This window comes from Pseudomonas sp. 203-8 (genome assembly GCF_020708595.1).
Taxonomy (GTDB): domain Bacteria; phylum Pseudomonadota; class Gammaproteobacteria; order Pseudomonadales; family Pseudomonadaceae; genus Pseudomonas; species Pseudomonas aeruginosa.
Genome location: NZ_JAJFDF010000009.1, coordinates 305,582 through 326,356 on the forward strand (window position 1 = coordinate 305,582; position 20,775 = coordinate 326,356).

At 66.6% G+C, this 20,775-nt stretch carries 21 protein-coding genes and 2 pseudogenes; 9 read left to right on the forward strand and 14 right to left on the reverse strand.

Annotation, left to right across the window (positions count from 1 at the left end; translation table 11 throughout):
* The first annotated feature begins 84 nt into the window (after positions 1-84).
* The gene (locus LJF27_RS22295) at positions 85-894 is read left to right on the forward strand and encodes a class I SAM-dependent methyltransferase (protein WP_003143815.1); all 810 of its coding nucleotides are present in this window, start codon (positions 85-87) and stop codon (positions 892-894) included.
* A 206-nt stretch (positions 895-1,100) separates the two neighbouring features.
* Here LJF27_RS22295 and LJF27_RS22300 read toward each other — a convergent pair whose 3' ends face one another.
* The 3 genes from LJF27_RS22300 to LJF27_RS22310 form a co-directional block, all read right to left on the reverse strand.
* Positions 1,101-2,159 carry an AI-2E family transporter gene (locus tag LJF27_RS22300; RefSeq protein WP_003113380.1) on the reverse strand — a complete coding sequence of 353 codons (1,059 nt, stop codon included), beginning with the start codon at positions 2,157-2,159 and terminating at the stop codon, positions 1,101-1,103.
* Between the two features lie 159 nt (positions 2,160-2,318).
* Positions 2,319-4,004, reverse strand: a complete 1,686-nt coding sequence (locus tag LJF27_RS22305) for a methyl-accepting chemotaxis protein (protein WP_003143814.1) — start codon at positions 4,002-4,004, stop codon at positions 2,319-2,321.
* Between the two features lie 113 nt (positions 4,005-4,117).
* On the reverse strand, positions 4,118-5,443 hold the full coding sequence (locus LJF27_RS22310; RefSeq protein WP_023116915.1) for a Na+/H+ antiporter family protein: 1,326 nt from the start codon (positions 5,441-5,443) through the stop codon (positions 4,118-4,120).
* Positions 5,444-5,920: 477 nt separating this feature from the next.
* Between LJF27_RS22310 and LJF27_RS30550 the strand changes: the two are divergent.
* Both LJF27_RS30550 and LJF27_RS30555 read left to right on the forward strand, forming a co-directional pair.
* Positions 5,921-6,940, forward strand: a pseudogene (locus LJF27_RS30550) (chemotaxis protein); the annotation flags it as partial.
* A 369-nt stretch (positions 6,941-7,309) separates the two neighbouring features.
* Positions 7,310-7,846, forward strand: a pseudogene (locus LJF27_RS30555) (methyl-accepting chemotaxis protein); the annotation flags it as partial.
* A 4-nt stretch (positions 7,847-7,850) separates the two neighbouring features.
* On the opposite strand, the gene LJF27_RS22320 reads toward LJF27_RS30555, so the two are convergent.
* From LJF27_RS22320 to LJF27_RS22340, 5 genes are all read right to left on the reverse strand, one after another.
* Positions 7,851-8,159: a hypothetical protein gene (locus LJF27_RS22320; protein WP_003113384.1), complete on the reverse strand. Its 309-nt coding sequence runs from the start codon at positions 8,157-8,159 to the stop codon at positions 7,851-7,853.
* Positions 8,160-8,249: 90 nt separating this feature from the next.
* Positions 8,250-9,587: a two-component system sensor histidine kinase CarS gene (gene carS / locus LJF27_RS22325; RefSeq protein ID WP_003090493.1), complete on the reverse strand. Its 1,338-nt coding sequence runs from the start codon at positions 9,585-9,587 to the stop codon at positions 8,250-8,252.
* On the reverse strand, positions 9,584-10,255 hold the full coding sequence (carR, locus tag LJF27_RS22330) for a two-component system response regulator CarR (protein ID WP_003090494.1): 672 nt from the start codon (positions 10,253-10,255) through the stop codon (positions 9,584-9,586). The genes carS and carR overlap by 4 nt, the downstream gene beginning before the upstream one ends.
* Positions 10,255-10,569: a PepSY domain-containing protein gene (locus LJF27_RS22335; RefSeq protein ID WP_003097704.1), complete on the reverse strand. Its 315-nt coding sequence runs from the start codon at positions 10,567-10,569 to the stop codon at positions 10,255-10,257. The genes carR and LJF27_RS22335 overlap by 1 nt, the downstream gene beginning before the upstream one ends.
* On the reverse strand, positions 10,569-10,877 hold the full coding sequence (locus LJF27_RS22340; RefSeq protein ID WP_003090497.1) for a PepSY domain-containing protein: 309 nt from the start codon (positions 10,875-10,877) through the stop codon (positions 10,569-10,571). Before LJF27_RS22340 ends, LJF27_RS22335 begins: the two co-directional genes overlap by 1 nt.
* Positions 10,878-11,091: 214 nt before the next feature.
* Here LJF27_RS22340 and LJF27_RS22345 point away from each other — a divergent pair, with 214 nt between their 5' ends.
* From LJF27_RS22345 to LJF27_RS22355, 3 genes are read left to right on the forward strand one after another with little or no spacing between them, the layout of a single operon-like run.
* Positions 11,092-12,174, forward strand: coding sequence for a hypothetical protein (locus LJF27_RS22345; RefSeq protein WP_003113385.1), 1,083 nt, complete (start codon positions 11,092-11,094; stop codon positions 12,172-12,174).
* Between the two features lie 26 nt (positions 12,175-12,200).
* Positions 12,201-13,094: a hypothetical protein gene (locus tag LJF27_RS22350; protein WP_003116712.1), complete on the forward strand. Its 894-nt coding sequence runs from the start codon at positions 12,201-12,203 to the stop codon at positions 13,092-13,094.
* Positions 13,078-13,344 (forward strand): DUF5329 domain-containing protein, encoded by a 267-nt coding sequence (locus tag LJF27_RS22355; protein WP_003115326.1) that lies wholly within the window; start codon positions 13,078-13,080, stop codon positions 13,342-13,344. The genes LJF27_RS22350 and LJF27_RS22355 overlap by 17 nt, the downstream gene beginning before the upstream one ends.
* Here the strand turns inward: LJF27_RS22355 and LJF27_RS22360 are convergent, their stop codons facing one another.
* Genes LJF27_RS22360 through hmpA form a run of 3 tightly spaced genes read right to left on the reverse strand, consistent with a single transcriptional unit; the run spans position 13,345 to position 16,018 of the window.
* Entirely contained in the window at positions 13,345-14,538 is a 1,194-nt protein-coding gene (locus tag LJF27_RS22360) for an NnrS family protein (protein WP_003122598.1), read from the reverse strand.
* Positions 14,525-14,782: a psl/pyoverdine operon transcriptional regulator PpyR gene (ppyR, locus tag LJF27_RS22365; RefSeq protein ID WP_003090502.1), complete on the reverse strand. Its 258-nt coding sequence runs from the start codon at positions 14,780-14,782 to the stop codon at positions 14,525-14,527. The genes LJF27_RS22360 and ppyR overlap by 14 nt, the downstream gene beginning before the upstream one ends.
* 54 nt (positions 14,783-14,836) lie before the next feature.
* Positions 14,837-16,018 (reverse strand): NO-inducible flavohemoprotein, encoded by a 1,182-nt coding sequence (gene hmpA, locus LJF27_RS22370; RefSeq protein WP_003113387.1) that lies wholly within the window; start codon positions 16,016-16,018, stop codon positions 14,837-14,839.
* Positions 16,019-16,172: 154 nt separating this feature from the next.
* Here hmpA and norR point away from each other — a divergent pair, with 154 nt between their 5' ends.
* The 3 genes from norR (at position 16,173) to mvaU (ending at position 18,844) form a co-directional block, all read left to right on the forward strand.
* On the forward strand, positions 16,173-17,726 hold the full coding sequence (gene norR / locus LJF27_RS22375; protein ID WP_003113388.1) for a nitric oxide reductase transcriptional regulator NorR: 1,554 nt from the start codon (positions 16,173-16,175) through the stop codon (positions 17,724-17,726).
* 100 nt (positions 17,727-17,826) lie between these two features.
* Positions 17,827-18,183: a 6-carboxytetrahydropterin synthase QueD gene (gene queD / locus LJF27_RS22380; RefSeq protein ID WP_003090505.1), complete on the forward strand. Its 357-nt coding sequence runs from the start codon at positions 17,827-17,829 to the stop codon at positions 18,181-18,183.
* A gap of 307 nt (positions 18,184-18,490) precedes the next feature.
* Positions 18,491-18,844, forward strand: a complete 354-nt coding sequence (gene mvaU, locus LJF27_RS22385; protein WP_003090506.1) for a histone-like nucleoid-structuring protein MvaU — start codon at positions 18,491-18,493, stop codon at positions 18,842-18,844.
* 75 nt (positions 18,845-18,919) lie between these two features.
* Here mvaU and LJF27_RS22390 read toward each other — a convergent pair whose 3' ends face one another.
* From LJF27_RS22390 to LJF27_RS22400, 3 genes are all read right to left on the reverse strand, one after another.
* Positions 18,920-19,216 (reverse strand): VF_A0006 family four-cysteine protein, encoded by a 297-nt coding sequence (locus tag LJF27_RS22390; RefSeq protein WP_003097713.1) that lies wholly within the window; start codon positions 19,214-19,216, stop codon positions 18,920-18,922.
* 263 nt (positions 19,217-19,479) lie between these two features.
* Positions 19,480-20,064 carry a GspMb/PilO family protein gene (locus LJF27_RS22395; RefSeq protein WP_003097715.1) on the reverse strand — a complete coding sequence of 195 codons (585 nt, stop codon included), beginning with the start codon at positions 20,062-20,064 and terminating at the stop codon, positions 19,480-19,482.
* Positions 20,064-20,447, reverse strand: coding sequence for a hypothetical protein (locus LJF27_RS22400; protein WP_003162130.1), 384 nt, complete (start codon positions 20,445-20,447; stop codon positions 20,064-20,066). Before LJF27_RS22400 ends, LJF27_RS22395 begins: the two co-directional genes overlap by 1 nt.
* Positions 20,448-20,775: the final 328 nt, after the last annotated feature.

The window sequence follows — 20,775 nt, forward strand, 5'->3', positions numbered from 1 at the left end:
CGGGGTTTTTCTTTGCCCCGCCCCACGCACCCTGCCCCGCTGCCGTGGCATGCTCCGCGCTCCATGGATGAACCCGGAGGCCTCATGCCCACCTTCCACGAAATCGACGTCCTGCGACACAACAGCGCCAGTTGGGACGCCCAGGCCGCCCGTGACTGCGAATGGTCGCGACCGGTCAGCGCCGAAGAGGTCGCCGCCGCACGCCGCGGCGACTGGGCGGTGAAGCTGACCCCGGGCGCGTTACCCGCTCACTGGCTGGGCGACGTACGCGGCCGCGAGATCCTCTGCCTGGCCTCGGCCGGCGGCCAGCAGGCGCCGATCCTTGCCGCCGCCGGCGCACGGGTCACGCTGTTCGACGCCTCGGCGGGACAGCTGGACAAGGACCGCCAGATCGCCGCCCGCGACCGCCTCGAACTGGCCTGCGTGCAGGGCGACATGCGCGACCTCTCGACCTTCGCCGATGCCTCCTTCGACCTGGTCTTCAATCCCATCTCCAATCTCTACGTCGACGATGTCCTGCCGGTCTGGCGCGAATGCGCGCGGGTGCTGCGGCCGGGCGGCAAGCTGCTGGCGAGCTTCTACAACCCGGCGCTGTTCATCGAGGACCGCTCGCCGGAACTGGCAGAGCAGGGCCTGATCCGGCCGCGACATCGCCTGCCCTACTCCGACCTGGAAAGCCTCTCCGCCGAAGCCCTCGCGGCAAAGCGCGAGAAAGGCGAAGCCCTGGTGTTCGGCCATAGCCTGACCCAGCAGATCGCCGGCCAGCTCGCCGCCGGCCTGCTGCTGCAGGATTTCTACGAAGACTGGCAACCGCACCCGCGCTTCGTCATCGACCGCTTCATGCCGACCTTCCTCGCCACCTGCGCGCTCAAGCCGAGGTCCGCCGCCGGTTGACAGCGGCGAGCCCTGAGGAGTGCCGGCAAGCGCTGCTCCATGTCCAGTTGCGCAACGGTCGCGATGTACCGGGTTCGACGCACTGTTAGCCGAAGGCCCCAGGCACTGCCTGGAGCGGCTCAGCCACGACAGCGCCGTCCATGATGCTTCAAGGCCTGAAACGAACAAGCCCCGCATTCGCGGGGCTTGTCTGCCACGGGCGCGACTCAGGCCTGCGGTTCTTCCTCGCGGCCAGTGAACAGGTCCCAGCTGGCCATGAACAGCGCAGCGATCAGCGGGCCGATGACGAAGCCGTTGAGACCGAACAGGGCCATGCCGCCGAGGGTGGAGATCAGCACCACGTAGTCCGGCATCTTGGTGTCCTTGCCGACCAGGATCGGGCGCAGGATGTTGTCCACCAGGCCGATCACCACCACGCAGAACAGGATCAGCACTACACCCTGCCAGATCGCCCCGGTGAGCAGGAAGTAGGCCGCCACCGGCGCCCAGATCAGCGCCGCACCGATGGCCGGCAGCAGCGACAGGAAGGCCATCAGGGTGCCCCAGAGCAAGGCGCCCTCGATGCCCAGCAGCCAGAAGATCAGGCCGCCGAGAGCGCCCTGGGTGGCAGCCACGGCGATGTTGCCCTTCACCGTGGCGCGGATCACCGTGGTGAACTTGGCGAACAGGTGGTGCTTGTGTTCCTGGCTCAGCGGCACCGCCTGCTTGATCCGCCGGCCGAGCACGCGACCGTCGCGGAGGAGGAAGAACAGCAGGTAGAGCATGATGCCGAAGCTGATGACGAAGTCGAGGGTGTTCTGGCCGATGCTGAACGCCTTGGTCGCCACCACCTGGCTGGCCTGCATCGCCACCGAGGAGAGCTTCTCCTGCAGGCTCGAGAGATTGGCCAGGTCGAAGCGCTCCAGCCACTGGTGCACCGATGGCGGCAAGGCAGCCACCGCCTGCTGCAGGTAGGCGGCGAAGTTCAGTTCGCCGGACTTGACCCGCTGGTAGACGCTCGCGCCTTCCTGCACCAGCGAACCGGCGATGAAGATCACCGGGATGATCACGATCAGCACGCAGATCAGCAGGGTGATCAGCGCGGCGAGGTTCTTCCGATCCCTCAGGCGCACCTGCAGGCGGCGTTGCACCGGGGCGAAGATGATCGCCAGGATGGTGCCCCAGAACACCGCGCCGTAGAACGGCAGCAAGAGCCAGCCGAAGGCGAGCGTGACCACCGCCAGCAACAGGAGAAAAGTCCGGGATTCCAGTTTCGTGTCGAGCATGTCCAATCCATCTGGCAGTGGGAAGCAAAGCATTAGTCAGCCGGCGGACGTGGATCGTTCACGACTGCCGGCCGACTCCGCCGAATAATGACAGGAAGGCTCTGTGGCGCACCACTGCCGGCTGGCTCTTTTGCCGGCAGCGGTCGCGCGGGGGAAGGGTCAGATGCGGAACTGACCGACCAGCCGGCCCAGGCCCTGGCCCAGTTGCGCCAGGCTGCGGGCGGTCTGCGCGCCCTGCTGGGCCTCGTCGGCGACGCTGTCCACCGCGCCGGCGATCTGGTGCACGCTGCGGTTGATCTCCTCGGCCACCGCGGTCTGCTCCTCGGCGGCGCTGGCAATCTGCGCGTTCATCGCGTTGATGGTGGCGATCAGCTGGGCGATGGCATCCAGCGAATCGCCGGCCTGGTTGGCCTGGTTGCTGGTGCCCTCGCCGGCCTCGCCGGAACGGCGCATGGCGTCGACCGCGGCGTTGGTGCCCTGCTGCAGGCGATCGATCATGCCCTGGATTTCCTGGGTACTCTGCTGGGTGCGGCTGGCCAGCGCCCGCACTTCGTCGGCGACCACCGCAAAGCCACGTCCGGCCTCGCCGGCACGGGCCGCCTCGATGGCCGCGTTGAGCGCCAGCAGGTTGGTCTGTTCGGCAATGGAGCGGATCACCCCGAGCACACTGACGATGGATTGCACGTCCTGCTGCAGGCTATCCAGAGAAGTCCCGCTGTCGCGGATCTCGTCCACCAGCGCGTGGATGCGCTCGATGCTGCCGTCCACCACGCGCTTGGCCGCCTGGCCTTCGTGGTCGGTCTGCTGCGCGGCCTCGGCGGCGCGCTGGGCGCTCTGCGCCACTTCATGGGCGGCGGCGGACATCTCGTTGATCGCGGTGGCGACCTGGTCGGTCTCGTGGCGCTGGCGCTCCATGGCCTGCTCGGAACGCTCGGCCTGGGCCGACATCTGCTCCACCAGTTGCTTGAGGTCGCCGGTCATCCCGGCGATCTGCCGCACCAGACCGTGGATCTTCTCGACGAAGCGGTTGAAGGAACCGGCCAGCTCGCCCAGCTCGTCGTGGCTGGTCACCGGTAGGCGACGGGTCAGGTCGCCTTCGCCGGCGGCGATGTCATCGAGGTTCTGGCGGATCTGGTGCAACGGCCGCAGCATCGCGTTGGCCACCGCCAGGCCGATCACCAGCAGGACCACCAGAAGGACGCCGGCGATCCCCACGATACTGGCGATCAGGGTGCCGATACGCTCGTCGATGTCCTGCTTGATTTCCACCAACTGGGCCTCGACGCCGTCGAGGTTGATCGCCGAGCCGATAACCATGTCCCACTTCGGCAGGTACAGGGTGTAGGACAGCTTGGGCACCATGACGCTCTCGTTGCCCGGCAGCGGCGAGGTATAGGTCACGTAGTGGCTGCCGTTGCGGCCGGCCTCCACCAGTTCGCGGTTGAGGTAGACGCCGCTGGGATCGCGGCGGTCGCGGAAGCTCTTGCCGACGTCCACCGGGCTGTCGCCGCGAAACAGGCGCACCACCTGGGAGTCGTAGCCGAAGATATAGCCGTCCTTGCCGTACTTGATCTTCGACAGGCGCGCGATGGCCTCGGCGCGGGCATTCAGGTCGCCGTTGGCCGAGCGGTCGTACTCGGCCTGGATACTGCCCATGGCGATCTGCACGTAGTGCTCGAGTTCGGCACGACGGTCGCCGAGCAGGCGCTCGCGGGTATCCTTGACTTCGGCATCAGCCTGTTTTTTCAGGATCAGCACCGCTCCGCCGCTGAGCACCAGGGCGAAGAGCAGCACCGGCACCATGGCCAGCAGGAGGACTTTGGATTTCAGGGTCAGACGCATCATCAACTCCTAGCATGACGCCCAATAAAAAACGGGATTCCCGTTTCATCGGCAATCCCGTCGGAAGCTTAAGCGGCCGGCCCGACATTCCGTCAGGCGACCGCCCGAGATGGAACTCAGAGCAACATCGCGGCGGCCCAGCCGAACACCAGCAACGGCAGGTTGTAGTGCAGGAAGGTCGGCACCACGGTGTCCCAGATGTGATTGTGCTGGCCGTCGACGTTGAGCCCGGAGGTCGGCCCAAGGGTCGAGTCCGACGCCGGAGAACCTGCATCCCCCAGCGCGCCGGCGGTGCCGACGATGCTGACGATGGCCAGCGGGCTGAAGCCCAGTTGCACCGCCAGCGGGACGAAGATCGCGGCGATGATCGGCACGGTGGAGAACGACGAGCCGATGCCCATGGTGACCAGCAGGCCGACCAGCAGCATCAGCATGGCGCCGACCGCCTTGCTGTTGCCGATCCAGGCCACCGAGGCGTCGACCAGGCTCTGCACCTCGCCGGTGGCCTTCATCACCTCGGCGAAACCGGCCGCGGCGATCATGATGAAACCGATGGTGGCCATCATCTTCATGCCTTCGGTGAACAGGTCGTCGGTCTCCTTCCAGCGCACCACGCCGGACAGCGAGAAGACCACGAAACCGACCAGCGCGCCGATGATCATCGAGTCCAGCCACAGCTGTGCGACGAACGCGGCGACGATGGATACCCCGGCCACCGCCAGGCTCTTCGGGTTGTAGCTGACATCGACGCGTTCGGCCTGCTCGATCCGCTGCAAGTCGTAGACGCGCTTGCGGCGGTAGCTGAACAGCACCGCGATGAGCAACCCGGCGAGCATGCCCAGGGCTGGGATGAACATGGCGTGGGTGACGTTGATCCCGCTGACGTCGACGCCGTTGCGCGCCACGTTGGCCAGCAGGATTTCATTGAGGAAGATGTTGCCGAAGCCCACCGGCAGGAACATGTACGGGGTGATCAGGCCGAAGGTGATGACGCAGGTGATCAATCGCCGGTCGATCTGCAGCTTGCTCAGCACATAGAGCAGCGGCGGCACCAGCAGCGGGATGAAGGCGATATGGATCGGCAGGATATTCTGCGAGGATACCGCCACGCAGAGCAGCAGGCCGACCAGGATCCACTTGAACGCACCGGCGCCCTTGCCCTGCTCGTCGTGCCGGCCGAGCAGCGCCAGGACCTTGTCGGCCAGCGCATGGGCCACGCCGGAGCGGGCGATGGCCACGGCGAAGGCGCCGAGCATGGCGTACGACAGGGCCACCGTGGCACCCCCGCCGAGGCCGCCGTTGAAGGCCTTGAGAGTCCCCTCCAGGCCTAGGCCACCGAACAGTCCGCCGACCACCGCGCCGATGATCAGCGCCAGCACGACATGCACACGGCAAAGGCTGAGGACGAGCATCACCCCCACCGCCAGCACCACTGCGTTCATCGTTGAACTCCTTGCAAATGAAACGAACTCGACCGTCTGCGGCCGAAAAAAGGGGCGTACTCTGCTACAGCCATCCCCGCCTGTCAAAGCCGCGCATGCGCGAATGTCGCCTGGCTATAAACCGTTGTGCACGGTTCTTGCGTGCGATTCGCCGAACGACGGCAATCCGGCGCCAGCGAACGGACCGTCGTCAAGAATGGGCGAGCCCTGCCGATAAGCCTTGGGCCCCCGCAGTTTCTTCGTACAAGGACCCCTCCCATGTTCCTTCGCCGCCTGTCCATCCAATGGAAGATCACCCTGCTGGCAGGGCTCTGCCTGCTCGGCGTGGTCGCCTTGCTGGTCGGCCTTTCGGTCTACCGCATGCAGCACAGCAGCGTGCTGGTGAAAAGCGCCAGTACGCAGATGCTCGACGAATCGGCGCGCCTGCGCCTGGAAGCCCGCGGGGAATTGCAGGCGTTACGCATCCAGCGCTATTTCATGGATGCCTTCCAGTACGGCAAGGGCTTCTCCCGGCAGATCCTGTTCCTCCGCGACCAGGCGCAGAAGCGCTTCCTCGATGCCTACGACCTGCGCGAAGACCTGACCCGCCAGGTGCGCACCGCGCTCGCCGCCAATCCCGAGGTGCTCGGCCTGTACGTGGTCTTCGAACCCAATGCGCTGGACGGCAAGGACGAACTGTTCGTCGACCAGCCCGCCCTGGGCAGCAACGACAAGGGACGCTTCTCCCTGTACTGGGCGCAGGCCACGCCGGGACAGCTGGAATCCGAGTCGATGATCGAGTCCGAACTCGCCGACACCAGCAGCGGGCCCAGCGGCGCGGCCTACAACGCCTGGTACACCTGCCCGAAGGAAAGCGGGCAACCCTGCGTGCTCGACCCTTACTTCGACAAGGTCGGCGAACGCCAACTGCTGATGACCAGCATCGCCTTTCCCCTCGAACTGGATGGCAAGGTGATCGGCGTGATGGGCCTGGACATCAACCTGAGCAACCTGCAGGCGCTCAGCGAACAGGGCAACCGCGAACTCTACGACGGCGTCGGCCAGGTCGGCATCCTCAGCCCCGCCGGGCTGTTCGCCGGCAACAGCCGCGACGCCGGCCTGCTCGGCAAGAACCTGGCCAAGGCGGATCCGCAGCACGCCGGCGAACTCCTGCAACTGCTGGCCGCCGGCAAGAGCCGGTTGTTCAACGAGAACGACGACCTCAAGGTGCTGCAACCGTTGCAGCCGATTCCCGGCGCCAAGCCCTGGGGCGTGCTCCTCGAAGTGCCGAAGAGCGCCCTGCTCGGCCCGGCCCTGGCGCTGGAACGGCAACTGGACGACATGCGTCGCGAAGGCACCTGGGTCGAACTGGGCCTCGGCCTCGGCGCCGCGGTGCTCGGCCTGCTGGTGCTGTGGCTGAGCGCCCGCGGCGTGACCCGGCCGATCCTCGGCGTCGCCCACATGCTGCGCGACATCGCCAGCGGCGAAGGCGACCTGACCCAGCGTCTGCCGCACACCGGGCGCGACGAGCTGGGCGAACTGGCCGGTTGGTTCAACCGTTTTCTCGACAAGCTGCAGCCGATCATCCGTGACGTGAAGGTCTCGGTGCGCGATGCGCGCAGTACCGCCGACCAGTCGGCGGCGATTTCCAGCCAGACCAGCGCCGGCATGCAGCAGCAGTTCCGCGAGATCGACCAGGTCGCCACCGCATCCCACGAGATGACCGCCACTGCCCAGGACGTCGCCCGTAGCGCCGCCCAGGCCGCCGACGCCGCGCGCGGGGCCGACCAGGCGACCCGCGACGGCCTGGCGCTGATCGACCGCACCACACAGAGCATCGACAGCCTGGCCGCCAACCTGACCAGCGCCATGGGCCAGGTCGAGCAACTGGCCAGCAGCAGCGAGGAAATCGGTTCGGTGCTGGAAGTGATCCGCGCCATCGCCGAGCAGACCAACCTGCTGGCGCTCAACGCGGCCATCGAGGCGGCCCGCGCCGGCGACGCCGGCCGCGGCTTCGCGGTGGTCGCCGACGAAGTGCGCAACCTCGCCCGGCGCACCCAGGACTCGGTGGAACAGATCCGCGGGGTGATCGAAGGCCTGCAACAGGGCACCCGCGACGTGGTCGACGCCATGCATGGCAGCCATCGCCAGGCCCAGGGCAGCGTCGAGCAGGTGGATGAAGCGGTGGCCGCGCTGCAACGGATCGGCGAGGCGGTGACGGTGATCAACGACATGAACCTGCAGATTGCCAGCGCCGCCGAGGAACAGAGCTCGGTAGCCGAGGAGATCAACCGCAATGTCGCGGCGATCCGTGACGTCACCGAGTCGCTGTCGAGCCAGGCCGAGGAGTCGGCCCAGGTCAGTCAGTCGCTGAACCGCCTGGCCAACCACCAGCAGGGCCTGATGGAACAGTTCAAGGCCTGACCGTTCACGGCCTGAATAGCGCCGGGGGGCCGTAGGTCCCCCAGATCGCCAGGCGGGCCAGCGAGCGCAGCCAGCCACGCAGACGCGCCGGGGCTCCCGCCTCGGCCACCTTCGCTGCCGCTGTCCCGGCCTGTCGCGGCTCGCCGCGCTCGCTGCGCAACGCGTTTTCCACGGCCTGCTCGTAGCGAGCCTGCGCGGGTAACCGCGGCGACCGCCCCTCCTCTCGCTGTCCACTGGACTCGCCCAACAGGAACACCAGCACCGGCAGCATCAGCGCCCAGCGCCAGCGGCCCGTACTCGTCCGCCGTTTCATCGTCCAAGACCTCCTTGCAAGAAGCCCGGGATGCTAGGGAAAGCGCAGGAGGAAATCTTGCCGGGACTGTCGGCAAATGGTGAAGAACTGTTAAGCCCTGGCGGCGCGGCCGCTCTTCTGCAACGGCAACTCGACGCTCACCCGCAGGCCGCCCAGCGGGCTGTCCTCGAGACTCAGGCGGCCACCGCAGGCCTCGGCGATGTCGCGCGCGATGCCCAGGCCCAGGCCATGGCCGCTGACCTGCTCGTCGAGCCGGGTACCCCGCTCGAGCACCGCCTGGCGCTGGTCGGGGAGGATACCGGGGCCGTCATCGTCGACCTTCAGGCGGACCATGCCCTCGCCCTGCGCGACGGTCAGGCGGACTTCGCTATCGGCCCACTTGCAGGCGTTGTCCAGCAGATTGCCGAGCATCTCCAGCAGGTCCTCGCGGTCCCATGGCAGGCGCAGCCCCGGTGGCGCGCTCCAGCTCACCTGCAGGTGCGGGCCGTGGATCAGGCGCAGGGTGTCGCACAGCGACGGCAACTCCTCGGCGCAATCGAAATGTGCGCCAGGCAGCGCTTCGCCGACCAGGCGGGCCTTGCCCAACTCGCGACCGAGGCGCTGCTGGATCTGTTCCAGCTGTTCGCGCAGGACCTGTTGCAACTCCGGCTGGCGCGCCATCTCCTCGCGCTCGGCGAGGCTGACCAGCACCGCCAGCGGCGTCTTCAGGGCGTGACCGAGGTTGCCCAGGGCGTTGCGCGAACGCTTCAGGGTCTCCTCGGTGTGCGCCAGCAGGTGGTTGATCTGCTCCACCAGCGGCTCCAGTTCCTCGGGAGCCTGGTTGTCCAGTTGGCTACGCTGGCCCTGCTGCAGCTGGGCGATCTGCAGGCGCACCTCCTCCAGCGGACGCAGCGAACGACGCACGGTCAGGCGCTGCAACAGCAATACCAGGAGCAGCGCCAGGGCGCCGGCGCCCAGACCCATCCACTGCACACGGGCGAAGCTTTCCAGGATCGGCGTATAGTCCTGCGCCACCACGATCCGCAGCTTCTGGCCCATGCGCTTGTAGTGGCCGCGGAACACCAGCAGTCGCTGCTCCTCGGGCCCATCGACCAGGCCCTGCACCAGCCCTTTCTTGTGCGGCACTTCCAGCTCGCTGTCCCACAGGGAGCGTGAGCGCCAGGTGTCCTTTTCCAGCTCGATGACGAAATAGCGCCCGGAATACGGGCGCTGGAACGCCGGGTTGAGGCGTTGCTCGTCCAGTTGCATGCCGTTCGGCCCGCGTACCATGGCCACCAGCAGGTTCTCCGCCTCCTCGCGCAGGTTGCCGGCGAAATAGCGCCGCAGGCCCTGGTCGAACAGCCACAGGCCGGTCTGCGCGAGGACCAGCCCGACCACCAGCAGCACCGCGAACAGGCCGACGCTCAGGCGCCGCTGGATCGACCTCATCCGGCGGCCACCCCGGCGTAGCGGTAGCCCTGGCCACGGCGGGTCTCGATCACCTCGCGGCCGAGCTTGCGCCGCAGGTGGTTGACGTGGACCTCGATGACGTTGGAATCGCGTTCGGTCTCGCCGTCGTACAGATGCTCGGCCAGGTGCCCCTTGGACAGGACCTGGCCGGGGTGCAGCATGAAATAGCGCAGCAGGCGGAATTCGGCGGCGGTCAGGTCGACGTCGGCGCCGTTCAGGCACACGCACTGACGCTGCTCGTCCAGGCGCAGCCCGGCGGCCTCCAGCTGGCTCTGGTTGGCCAGCCCATGGGCGCGGCGCAACAGGGCCTGGATGCGCAAGGCCAACTCTTCCGGATGGAACGGCTTGGTCAGATAGTCGTCGGCACCGGCCTTGAGCCCATCGATGCGTTCGGCCCAGGAACCGCGCGCGGTGAGGATCAGCACCGGAGTCGCGAGTCCCAGCCCACGCCACTCCTGGAGTATCTCCAGGCCGGGACGCCCGGGCAGGCCGAGGTCGAGGATGATCAGGTCGTAGGGTTCGCTGGCGCCCTGCACCGCCGCGTCGCGGCCGTCGGCCAGCCAGTCCACCGCGTAGCCCTGGCGGGTCAGGCTGGCCATCAGTTCGTCGGCCAGGGGAACGTGATCCTCAACCAGCAGCAACCGCATCAGTCGTCTTCCTCGTCCTTCAGGATGCGGCCGTTGCGGGCATCCAGTTCCAGTTCACGCACGACGCCGTCGCGGGTGAGCAACTCCACCTCGTAGACATACACGTCGTCTTCCTCTTCCAGCTCGACCTCCAGCAGGCGCGCCCCGGGGTAACGCCCCAGGGCTTCCTGCATGAGGGATTCGAGCGGCTGTATCACACCGTCCTGGCGCAGGCGCAGGACCTCGTCCTGGTCCAGGTCGCGCGCCATCGCTTCGAGGCTGATGACCGCCAGGACCAGTGCGACGATCCCGGCGTAGCGCATGAGCCACTTCATCAGTCGTCCTGGTGGTCCTTGAGCACGGCGCCGGTAGCGGCATCCAGCTCCAGGTCCCATTTCACGCCCTGCGGGTCGCGCAACTCGACCTGGTAGATGTAGCGGCCGTATTCCTCTTCCAGCTCGGTATCGTGGACGCTCGAGCCGGGATGCTTGGCGATGGCGTTCTTGTTCAGCTCTTCGAAGGACTTGATGGTCCCGGCGTCACGCAGCTTCAGCGCCTCGTCCGGGCCGAGGTCGCGGGCCTGGGCCAGGCCGGCAGTCAGGGCGATGGCGGTGGCGGCGAACAGGGCAGTCAGTTTCTTCATGGGAATCTCTCCGTGGGAATCAATCGTGTTGCTTTCGACGGTTTGCAGATTAACCGGGCGCTCTTAATTGAAGCTGAATTTGCCGCAAGGACATGGCCGGGGCGCGCCATAGGGTAACGGAAAGCCTCTGCGATGGGGCTCGCCGGCGTTCGAAAGCGCTTGGTCCTGCGACAACTCGTCCTATAATCGCCGGTCCGCAAGGGAGAAGACCAGCATGCCAGCCATCCAGATCAAGTCCCCCGCACTGACCCTCAAGGCCGGTCGCCGCGCCCTCGCCCGCATCCGCGAGCGCGGCCTGCAGCCGGCCGACGTCGGCATCGTCCCCGGTGCCGCCGGCGGGCCAAAGGCGCTGGGCATCCAGGGACTGGACCTGGCGATCTTCGGCGAGTGGCTGCCGCGCGCCCCGCGTGAACGCTCGCTGATCGGCGCCTCCATCGGTTCCTGGCGCTTCGCCAGTGCCTGCCTGCCCGACGCCGTGGCCGGCCTCACCCGCCTCGGCGAGCTGTACACCCGGCAGCGTTTTCCCAAGGGCGTGAGCATCGCCGAAGTCTCGCGCAAGTGCGCGGCGATGCTCGACGACCTGCTCGCCGGCCAGGACGCGCGGATCCTCGACAACCCGCTGTACCGCCTCAACGTGGTGGTGGTGAAGAGCCACGGGCGCCTCGCCCACGACCACAAGGCCAGCCTCGGCCTGGGGCTGTCCTCGGTGATCCGCGACAACCTGATCGGCCGCCGCCATCTGCACCGCCACTTCGAACGGGTGATCCTGCATGACGCCCGCCAGGCGCCGCCGCTGGCCGCGCTGACCGACTTCCCGTCGCGCTACCTGCACCTGGACGGCGGCAACCTGCGCCAGGCGCTGCTCGCCTCCGGCTCGATCCCGATGGTCATGGAAGGCGTCCGCGACCTGCCTGGCGCCGGCCCCGGCACCTACCGCGACGGCGGCCTGCTCGACTACCATCTCGACCTGCCCTACGAGGACCGCGGCGTGGTGCTCTACCCGCACTTCACCGACAAGGTGATCCCCGGCTGGTTCGACAAGGGCTTGCCCTGGCGCCGTGGCGACGCCGGGCGCCTGCAGGACGTGCTGCTGCTGGCGCCGTCGCGCGAGTACCTGGCGCGCCTGCCGCACGCCAAGCTGCCGGACCGCAAGGACTTCACCCGCTACCTCGGCGACGACGACGGCCGCGAGCGCTACTGGCGCCAGGCGATGGCGGAAAGCCGCAGGCTCGGCGACGAATTCCTCGAACTGGTCGACGGCGGCCGGCTCGGCGAACGCCTGCAAGCGCTGGACTGAGCCGCCACCGACGAGAAGGATCCTGCATGAAACTGGCCGTAGCGCTGATCCACGGCATCGGCGACCAGCCCGATAGCCGCGACGAGGACGGTCTGCACAGCTACGCCCGCGAACTGGTGGCGGCGCTGCGCCGACGTCTCGGCGCGGAAGCCGGCGAGGTGGCCTTCCAGAGCCTGTACTGGGCCAGCGTACTGGACGCCCGCGAGCTGGACTACCTCAAGCGCATCGAGCGCGAGCCGCTGGGCTGGCGCTGGCTGCGCCGGGCGGTGACGCTATTCCTCGGCGACGCCAGCGGCTACCGCAAGGTCAGCGCCGCCTACGACACCACCTACCAGCAGGTCCACCAGCACGTGCGCAGCGGGATCATGGCCCTGCGCGCGAAAGTCGGGCCGCAGACGCCGCTGGTGATCCTCGCCCACTCCCTGGGCGGGCACATCGTGTCCAATTTCATCTGGGACCAGCAGAAACTCAACCGCACGCCGAGTTGCTCGATCGACCCCTTCCTCGGCCTGGAAACCCTGGCCGGGCTGGTCACCTTCGGTTGCAACATCCCGCTGTTCACCTTCGCCTACGAGAAGGTCTGTCCGATCCGCTTTCCCGGCCACTGCCTGCCCCCGGCCATCCGCCAGCAGGCACGCTGGCTGAACGTCTACGCGCCGGCCGATCCGCTCGGCTATCCGCTGCGGCCGTTGCAGAACTACGCCGCGGTCGTCCACGAGGACCTCGCCCTGCCGGTCGGTCCCTGGTACAAGCGGCACACCCCGTTGAGCCACATGGAGTACTGGAACGATGCGCGCTTTCACGATTACCTGGCGGACTACCTGCGCCGCCTGTTGGCTGCTGGCCTCGAGCCTGCCGGCGCTGGCCGCGCCCTCCCCGCAGGCGAGCCAGGAGATCGGCCGCTTGCTGAGCTTTGTTGAAGACAGCGGCTGCACCTTCATCCGCAACGGCAGCGAATACCCGGCCGCGGAAGCCCGCGCCCACCTGCAGAAGAAGCTCGACTACCTGGAGCGCAAGGATCTGGTCGCCAGCAGCGAGGACTTCATCGAGCGCGCCGCGACCCAGAGCAGCCTCAGCGGCAAGCCCTACCAGGTGCGCTGCGCCACGCAGACGCGCAACTCCGCCGACTGGCTGAACCAGGAGCTGCGGCGTCTGCGGCAAGCCCCCTGATCAACCGGGATGGCCGTCGACCCGCGGACGACACAGCATCGGCGCATAGAACCAGGCGAACAGCAGGAACGCCAAAGCCCACAGTCCGCCTGCCAGGGGCAGCGCCCAGTTCGCCGGCAACAGGCTGGGCAGGAACACCCGCGCCGCGCAGCCGAGATTGAGCAGGGCGAAAGCCCAGGGCATCGCTGCCGGCGGTTGCAGCGCGCGACCGGTATGGCCGAGAGTGACCCGTGCCAGCATCGCCAGGATCAACCCGCCCATGCCGCCCACCGCCAGCGCGTGCAGCGCCTGGCTCGGCGCCAGCGCCAGGCCCAGGCTCCAGAGCGCCATGCCAAGCGGCGCCACGGCGATCCAGAAATATGCCAGGTGCAGAGACCAGAGCAGCGGCACCTGCCAGATGCCGCGATCGCGCCAACGCCACAGGCGCCACAGTTGCGCACCACCGAGGGCGGCGAACAGTCCTGCAAGCCAGGGCGTCGGCTGCGTCGTGACGCCCGCGGCGGTGAGCAGCGCCACCAGCACACAGCCCAGCAGGATGCCATTGTCCAGCCAGGCGATCGCCGGCACCTGCTGCTGACGGCCGAGACCGCGCTGGGTGAAGAACGGGATCACCCGCCCGCCGATCAGGTTCATCATCCCGGCGATCAGCCATAGCGCGGCGATGGAGGCACGCCGTTGCCAGTCGTCGTTGCCCTCGAACAGGCCGAGCAGGACCAGGGCGTCGGCCAGGGTCAACAGCAGCAACAGGCCCACCACCGGGTAATTGCGCTTCTGCCGCACCCGCCACAGGCTGCGACCGATAGCCCAGGCCAATAGCGGCAGGAAGCTCAGTTGCAGCACCAGCAGCAGCGCCAGCGGCGCATCGAATAGCCAGGCCAGGCGCGCCGCCAGCCAGAGCCCGGCGAGCAGGGCCAGGGGTTTGCCCTGCAGGCCGGGTACGCCGGTCCAGGTCTGCACGGCGGTCAACAGGAAGCCGGCGATGATCGCCACGCCGAAACCGAAGAGCATTTCGTGACGATGCCAGGCCAGCCAGCCACCGACCGGTTGCCAGCCGCTCCAGAGCCCGGCCAGCGCCGCCAGCCAGAGCGCGATGGCGAGGACCGCGAACAGCGCGCCGCCGAGGAAGAACGGGCGGAAGCCCAGGCGCCAGATCGGCGGTATGGCCATCAGCCTGGAACGATCAAGCACTTGCACAGCAGACCTCCCAACCGGGTCGACGCATGCGGAACAGCGCGCTCAGGCGCATCACGTAGCCGATCTTCAACAGGGTCGGGCCGAGGATCACCAGCGCATGGGAAAACACCAGCGCCGGCATGTTCAGGTAGCGGTCGAGGAAATAGGCGGCGATCACGCCGGCGACGAGCAGCGCCAGGCCGGCCGCCAGCAGCCCGTGACCGATCCGCAGCACCCGCCGTGGACAATCGAACAGAGCGTTCATCTCGATCTCCTTTTTCCGAAAAAGGGCCGACGCACCTCGCGCCGGCCCGTCGCTTCAGGCGTCCAGCGCGGCGGCCGGACCGAAGAACTCGTAGTGGCATTGCTGCGAGGGTACGCCGAGGTCGGCCAGGTGGCGCTTGACCTGCGCCATGAAAGGCCGGGGTCCGAGGAAGTAGGCGTCCAGGTCGCGCTCCTGCGGCAACCAGTCGGCCAGTTTCTCGCGGCTCAGCAATCCCTCGGCGTCGGCACTGTCGCCGGCGCGCGGTTCGCTGTAGCAGAAGAAGTGCTCGACCTGCTCGTGCTGCGCCGACACGTCTTCGATCCAGTCGCGGAAGGCATGCACGCCGCCATGCCGGGCGCAATGGATGAAGCGGATCGGCCGCGCCTGCGGCAGCGCTTCCTGCAACATGGCCAGGGCCGGGGTGATGCCGACGCCGGCGGTGATCAGCACCAGCGGCTTGTCGCTGTCACGCAGGACGAAATCGCCAGCCGGCGGAAACAGATCCAGCTCGTCGCCCTCGGCGACCCGGTCATGCAGGTAATTGGAGACCCGTCCACCCGCCTCGCGCTTGACGCTGATGCGGTATTCGCGGCCGTTGCTGGCAGCGGAAAGCGAATAGTTGCGGCGCACTTCCTCGCCGTCGATGTCCAGCCGCAGGCCGATGTACTGTCCCGGCTGGAACGCCAGCAGCGGCTGGCCGTCCACCGGCTCCAGGTAGAACGAGGTGATTTCCTCGCTCTCCGCCTGCTTGCGTGCCACGCGGAAGCGCCGCACGCCGCGCCAGCCGCCATCGGCCTGGGCGCTGGCGGCATACACCGACTCCTCGGCCTCGATCAGCAGGTCGGCCAGTTGCTGGTAGGCCGCGCCCCAGGCTTCGAGGACTTCGTCGGTGGCGATCTGTTCGCCGAGGACCTCGCGGATCGCCCGCAACAGGCAAGTGCCGACGATCGGATAGTGTTCGGGCAGCACCTGCAGGGAGACATGCTTGTTCACCACCTTGGCCACCAGCGGGCCGAGTTCCTGCAACTGGTCGATGTGCCTGGCGTACATCAGCACGCCATTGGCCAGCGCCCGCGGCTGGTCGCCGCTGGCCTGGTGGGCCTGGTTGAACAGCGGGCGAACCTCGGGGTACTCGCCGAGCATGGTGCGGTAGAAATGGGTGATCAGCGCTTCACCGCCGGTCTCCAGCAGCGGTACGGTGGCTTTGATGAGGGCACGTTGGGCATTGGACAACATAGATGACTCCTGACGCATGCAAGGTTTTGTTTCACCTCGAAGCATTTCAGGAAGCGTGCCAAGGCAAACTACCAGAATTCACGGGCCTTGCAGGCCGGCATAGGTCATAATGACTGCAACCATTCAGAGTCATTAGGACTGCAAAGAGGTCGAAATGACCACCAACCCCTTGCTTGCCACCCTGATCCCGCTGGTTGCCGACCTGTCCCGCGACCTGCCGGAAGACGAACGCTACCGCCGCCTGCTCCAGGCCCTGCGCGACCTGCTACCCTGCGACGCCACCGCGCTGCTGCGCCTGGACGGCGAATACCTGATCCCGCTGGCGGTGGACGGCCTCAGCCCGGACACCCTCGGCCGGCGCTTCCGGGTCGGCGAACATCCGCGCCTCGAGGCCCTCCTGGAGCGCCGCGGGCCGACCCGCTTCCCCGCCGACTGCGGCCTGCCCGATCCCTACGACGGTCTGGTGGAAGGCCTCCACGGCCACCTGGAAATCCATGATTGCCTGGGCTGTCCGCTGTACCTCGACGACCAGCCCTGGGGCTTGCTGACCCTGGATACCCTCGATCCGTCGCGCTTCGCCAGCGCCGACCTGGATACCCTGGAGGCCTTCGCCAGCCTCGCCGCCGCCACGGTCAAGGCCAGCGAGCGGATGCGCGACCTGACCCGCCGCGCCGAGGACGAGCACCAGCGCGCCGAGGCCTATCTCGAAGCCGCTGGCGAGCGGCCACGGGAAATGATCGGCCAGAGCGCCGCGCACAAGGCGCTGCTGGAAGAAATCCGCCTGGTCGCCAACAGCGACCTGAGCGTACTGATCACCGGCGAGACCGGGGTCGGCAAGGAACTGGTGGCGCAATCCATCCACCGGCATTCCATGCGCAGCGGCAAGCCGATGATCAGTCTCAACTGCGCCGCGCTGCCCGAGACCCTGGTGGAAAGCGAATTGTTCGGCCATGTGCGCGGCGCCTTCTCCGGCGCGGTCAACGAACGGCGCGGCAAGTTCGAACTGGCCGACGGCGGCAGCCTGTTCCTCGACGAGGTCGGCGAGTTGCCGCTGGCGGTGCAGGCCAAGCTGCTCCGCGTGCTGCAGAGCGGGCAGTTGCAGCGGGTCGGCTCCGATCGCGAGCACCGCGTCGACGTACGCCTGATCGCAGCCACCAACCGCGACCTGGCCGAGGAAGTGCGTGCCGGGCGCTTCCGCGCCGATCTCTACCATCGCCTCAGCGTCTATCCCTTGCGCGTGCCGCCGCTGCGCGAGCGCGGCCGCGATATCCTCCTGCTGGCCGGCTACTTCCTCGAGGAAAACCGACCGCGCCTGGGACTGCGCAGCCTGCGCCTGGACCACGAGGCCCAGGCCGCGCTCCTCGACTATCGCTGGCCGGGCAACGTGCGCGAACTCGAGCACCTGGTCGGCCGCGCCTCGCTCAAGGCCCTCGGCCACAATCCGGAGCGGTCGCGGATCGTCACCCTGCATCGGCAGGATCTCGACCTGCCCGCGGAAACCCCCGCGCCACCTCGCAGCGTGGTCGAGCCCGCGCCCGCCGCGCCAACGACCGGTCACTCGCTGCGCGCGGCCACCGACGCCTACCAACGCCGCCTGATCCAGGACTGCCTGGCCCGCCACCAGGGAAGCTGGGCCTCGGCTGCACGCGAGCTGGGCCTGGATCGCGCCAACCTGGCGCGCCTGGCGCGCCGCCTGCAACTCAGGTAAACGACCGCCCGGTCGGAGCAGACCGGGTCCGGCGCGCAAACCTGCTACCATGGCGCCCCCATTCCGGTTGTCCGATAACCCCGATCCAGAGCGCACTACAGTGGAACTCTTCAAAGAATTCACCTTCGAATCCGCCCATCGCCTGCCCCACGTCCCCGAAGGCCACAAATGCGGGCGCCTGCACGGCCACTCGTTCCGTGTCGCCATCCACATCGAAGGCGAGGTCGATCCGCATACCGGCTGGATCCGCGACTTCGCGGAAATCAAGGCGATCTTCAAGCCGATCTACGAGCAACTCGACCACAATTATCTGAACGATATTCCAGGCCTGGAAAACCCCACCAGCGAAAACCTCTGCCGCTGGATCTGGCAACAACTCAAGCCGCTGTTGCCGGAACTCTCCAAGGTCCGCGTCCACGAAACTTGCACCAGCGGTTGCGAATATCGGGGCGATTGATTCGCCCGACTCTCCCCTGGCGCTTCGCCATCTGCTCTAAAACGGGCTTCCACACAACGGGCCCGTTCTGCCGTCTCTCTCCCATGGGTTGTACGAAGCATTATCCCCACGGACATAAAGGTTTCATATTCTTCCGGGAAACATCCGGCAAGCTGTCCCTACAGTCCGTTAGTCAATAAATCCGTGTAACTATATTGTTCTTCCAGTAGATAAAGACTTATCCTTTGCCGCGGACACGGAAAGTCCGTAAAGCCACTATAAATGCACCAAAACCCAGCACCATATTTTTAGAACGGGAGTGAAACGAATGTCCAAACTTGCCGAGTTCCGCGAGGCAGAGCGCAAACTTCAGGAGCAACTGGCCCTGCTGGAAAAGCTGAAAAGTGACAGCAGCCTGAAGCAGGAACTGGAATTCAAGGACAAGTTGCAGGCGTTGATGGACAAGTACGGCATGACCCTGCACAACATCATCGCCATCCTCGACCCCAAGGCTCCGGTCACCGTCAGCGCCGCTCCGCAGCGCCGTGCCCGCGCCCTGAAGGTCTACAAGAACCCGAACAACGGTGAAGTCGTCGAAACCAAGGGCGGCAACCACAAGGTTCTGAAAGCCTGGAAAGAACAGTACGGTTCCGAAACCGTCGAATCCTGGCTGCAACGCTAAGCCGGTTTTCCCGACGGCATCCTGCCGATGCCGTCGGAAACCCCACTGGCTACTTTCGCTCCCCTCCTCGCCAGATCAATTCTGCGACTTCGATTCGCAAGCGCTCCTGATCTTCTGCGCCGCCAGGTTGTTCTCCACCCCCGGCAGGTTCTCCAGCAGACACTCGTAATAAGCCTTTTCCCGCGACAGCAGGAAGGAGCCGTCGTTATACAACTTGTCGCAGGCCTGGGTGATGAAGTGAACCGCCACCCCGCTCTTCGCCGTGCGTTGGTAGTCGAGTATGCATTGGTCGTAGTCCTTGTCGTCGGCGAGAGCGGAAAGCGGGAATAACAGCAGCAGGGGCAGCAGGAACTTCATGGCAATGGTATCCATGGGAAAGTTGTGCTCCAGCATGGACGAGCCGGCTCGGAGTGCCAAGCCGACCATGAAGTAAAATTTTGCACTTGTTTACAGGCCGGACCAGACTGGCCGTTCTTCGCTGCGCGAATGCGACAATGGCGGGCCGGGGAGCCGAATCGCAGGCGTCCCGAGCGGATTCGGTTTCCCGGCCGCCTGGCGGCAACTCGCTCCATCGACGGGCACCGCCCTCCGCCGAACTCTTCCGGCAAACGGGTGCTGCCCGATCCGCATCCGCTTCAATAGGCCGCTACGAACAGGAACGACAATTGTAGATTGAGCATGGGCGACAACATATTGTTCAGTTCCAGAAACTCCACCGATACTTGTCGCTGCTCCGCTTCTATATCCTGCAACAACCGACTGAACGAGGCTGGCTGCAACTGCCCGCGAACCTGGGCCTCGATACGCGCGATCGTCCCTTGCTTCTCGAAGCCGCGAGGAAGCAGTACGCTCACTTCCGCGTCAGGGACGCCCGCCAGGCGAACCCGCTCGGTCAGCCAGGCCTGCACATCGGCCCTCGCCTGCGACGCATTCGGCGCCTGCCAGAAGCGCTCTCGCTGAAGGTTCAGGACCTGCTCCGCCTGCATCGCCCGCTCCGGCCAGGCGGTCTGCCGGGAAACGTCCTGGAGCTTGAGCCATTCCCCGGCCAGACGACGATATTCCTCCCCTCGTTCCTCCCTCCAATCCATGCTGAGCATGACCAGATGCACAACCAGCAGCAGGCACAGGCTCCAGATGGCCATGCGCAAGAGTGGTTTTTCCTGCCATTGTCGTTGCAGGTTCCGCCCCTGGAACTGCAGTGATCGCTGGAAGTCCGACATCAGGCACCCTCCCCCGGCGTACGCAGGACCAGGCTCAGCGATAGCCCCTCGCTCTGCGAAGGTTCCACCCTGACATCTTCGAAACTCCCCGACTCCATGAAACGCCTCACATAGAGACGCGGGTCGACACTGTCGGTGCCAATCCGCAACTCCAGCTCGGAGCCTCGATAGCGCCAGGCGAGCAACCGACTGTCCTTCGGCAACAGTTCCGCTACCTGTCCCAGCAGCGCCACCTGCGAGCGATGCTGCAAAGCGCGCCCCAGCTCGGTGGCCATCCGATTGGTCTGCAAGGCCTGGTTGCGTGCGCTGAGGATCGGCGAGACCTGGCCGCTCAGCTGGTCGTACTGCGTTCGCAGCGCACGCTCGGCCCACCACCAGGACAAACCTTCCCCCAGATTGAATCCGCATCCCAGCAACAGGGTGGCTATGAGCCCATGCGGCAACCAACGCTCCCATCGCAGCAGCGTTGCTTCCGCCGCCGGAACGGCCCAGGGACGGCCCAGTGACTCTCCAGGCTCGGCAACCAGGCTCTCCGGGATGCGTATTCCCGCCAGCCCCCGGAGCAACCGAACCCATTGTTCTGGCTGGGGTGGGCTGGGAAAGAAATGGCTCAGGACAAGGCAGTCATCTCTCCAGACCTGGAGATCCAGCCCGGAGCGAACCCGAAGCAGCCGAACCGTCTCGCCTTCCGCGATCGACCGAGGGGGAGCC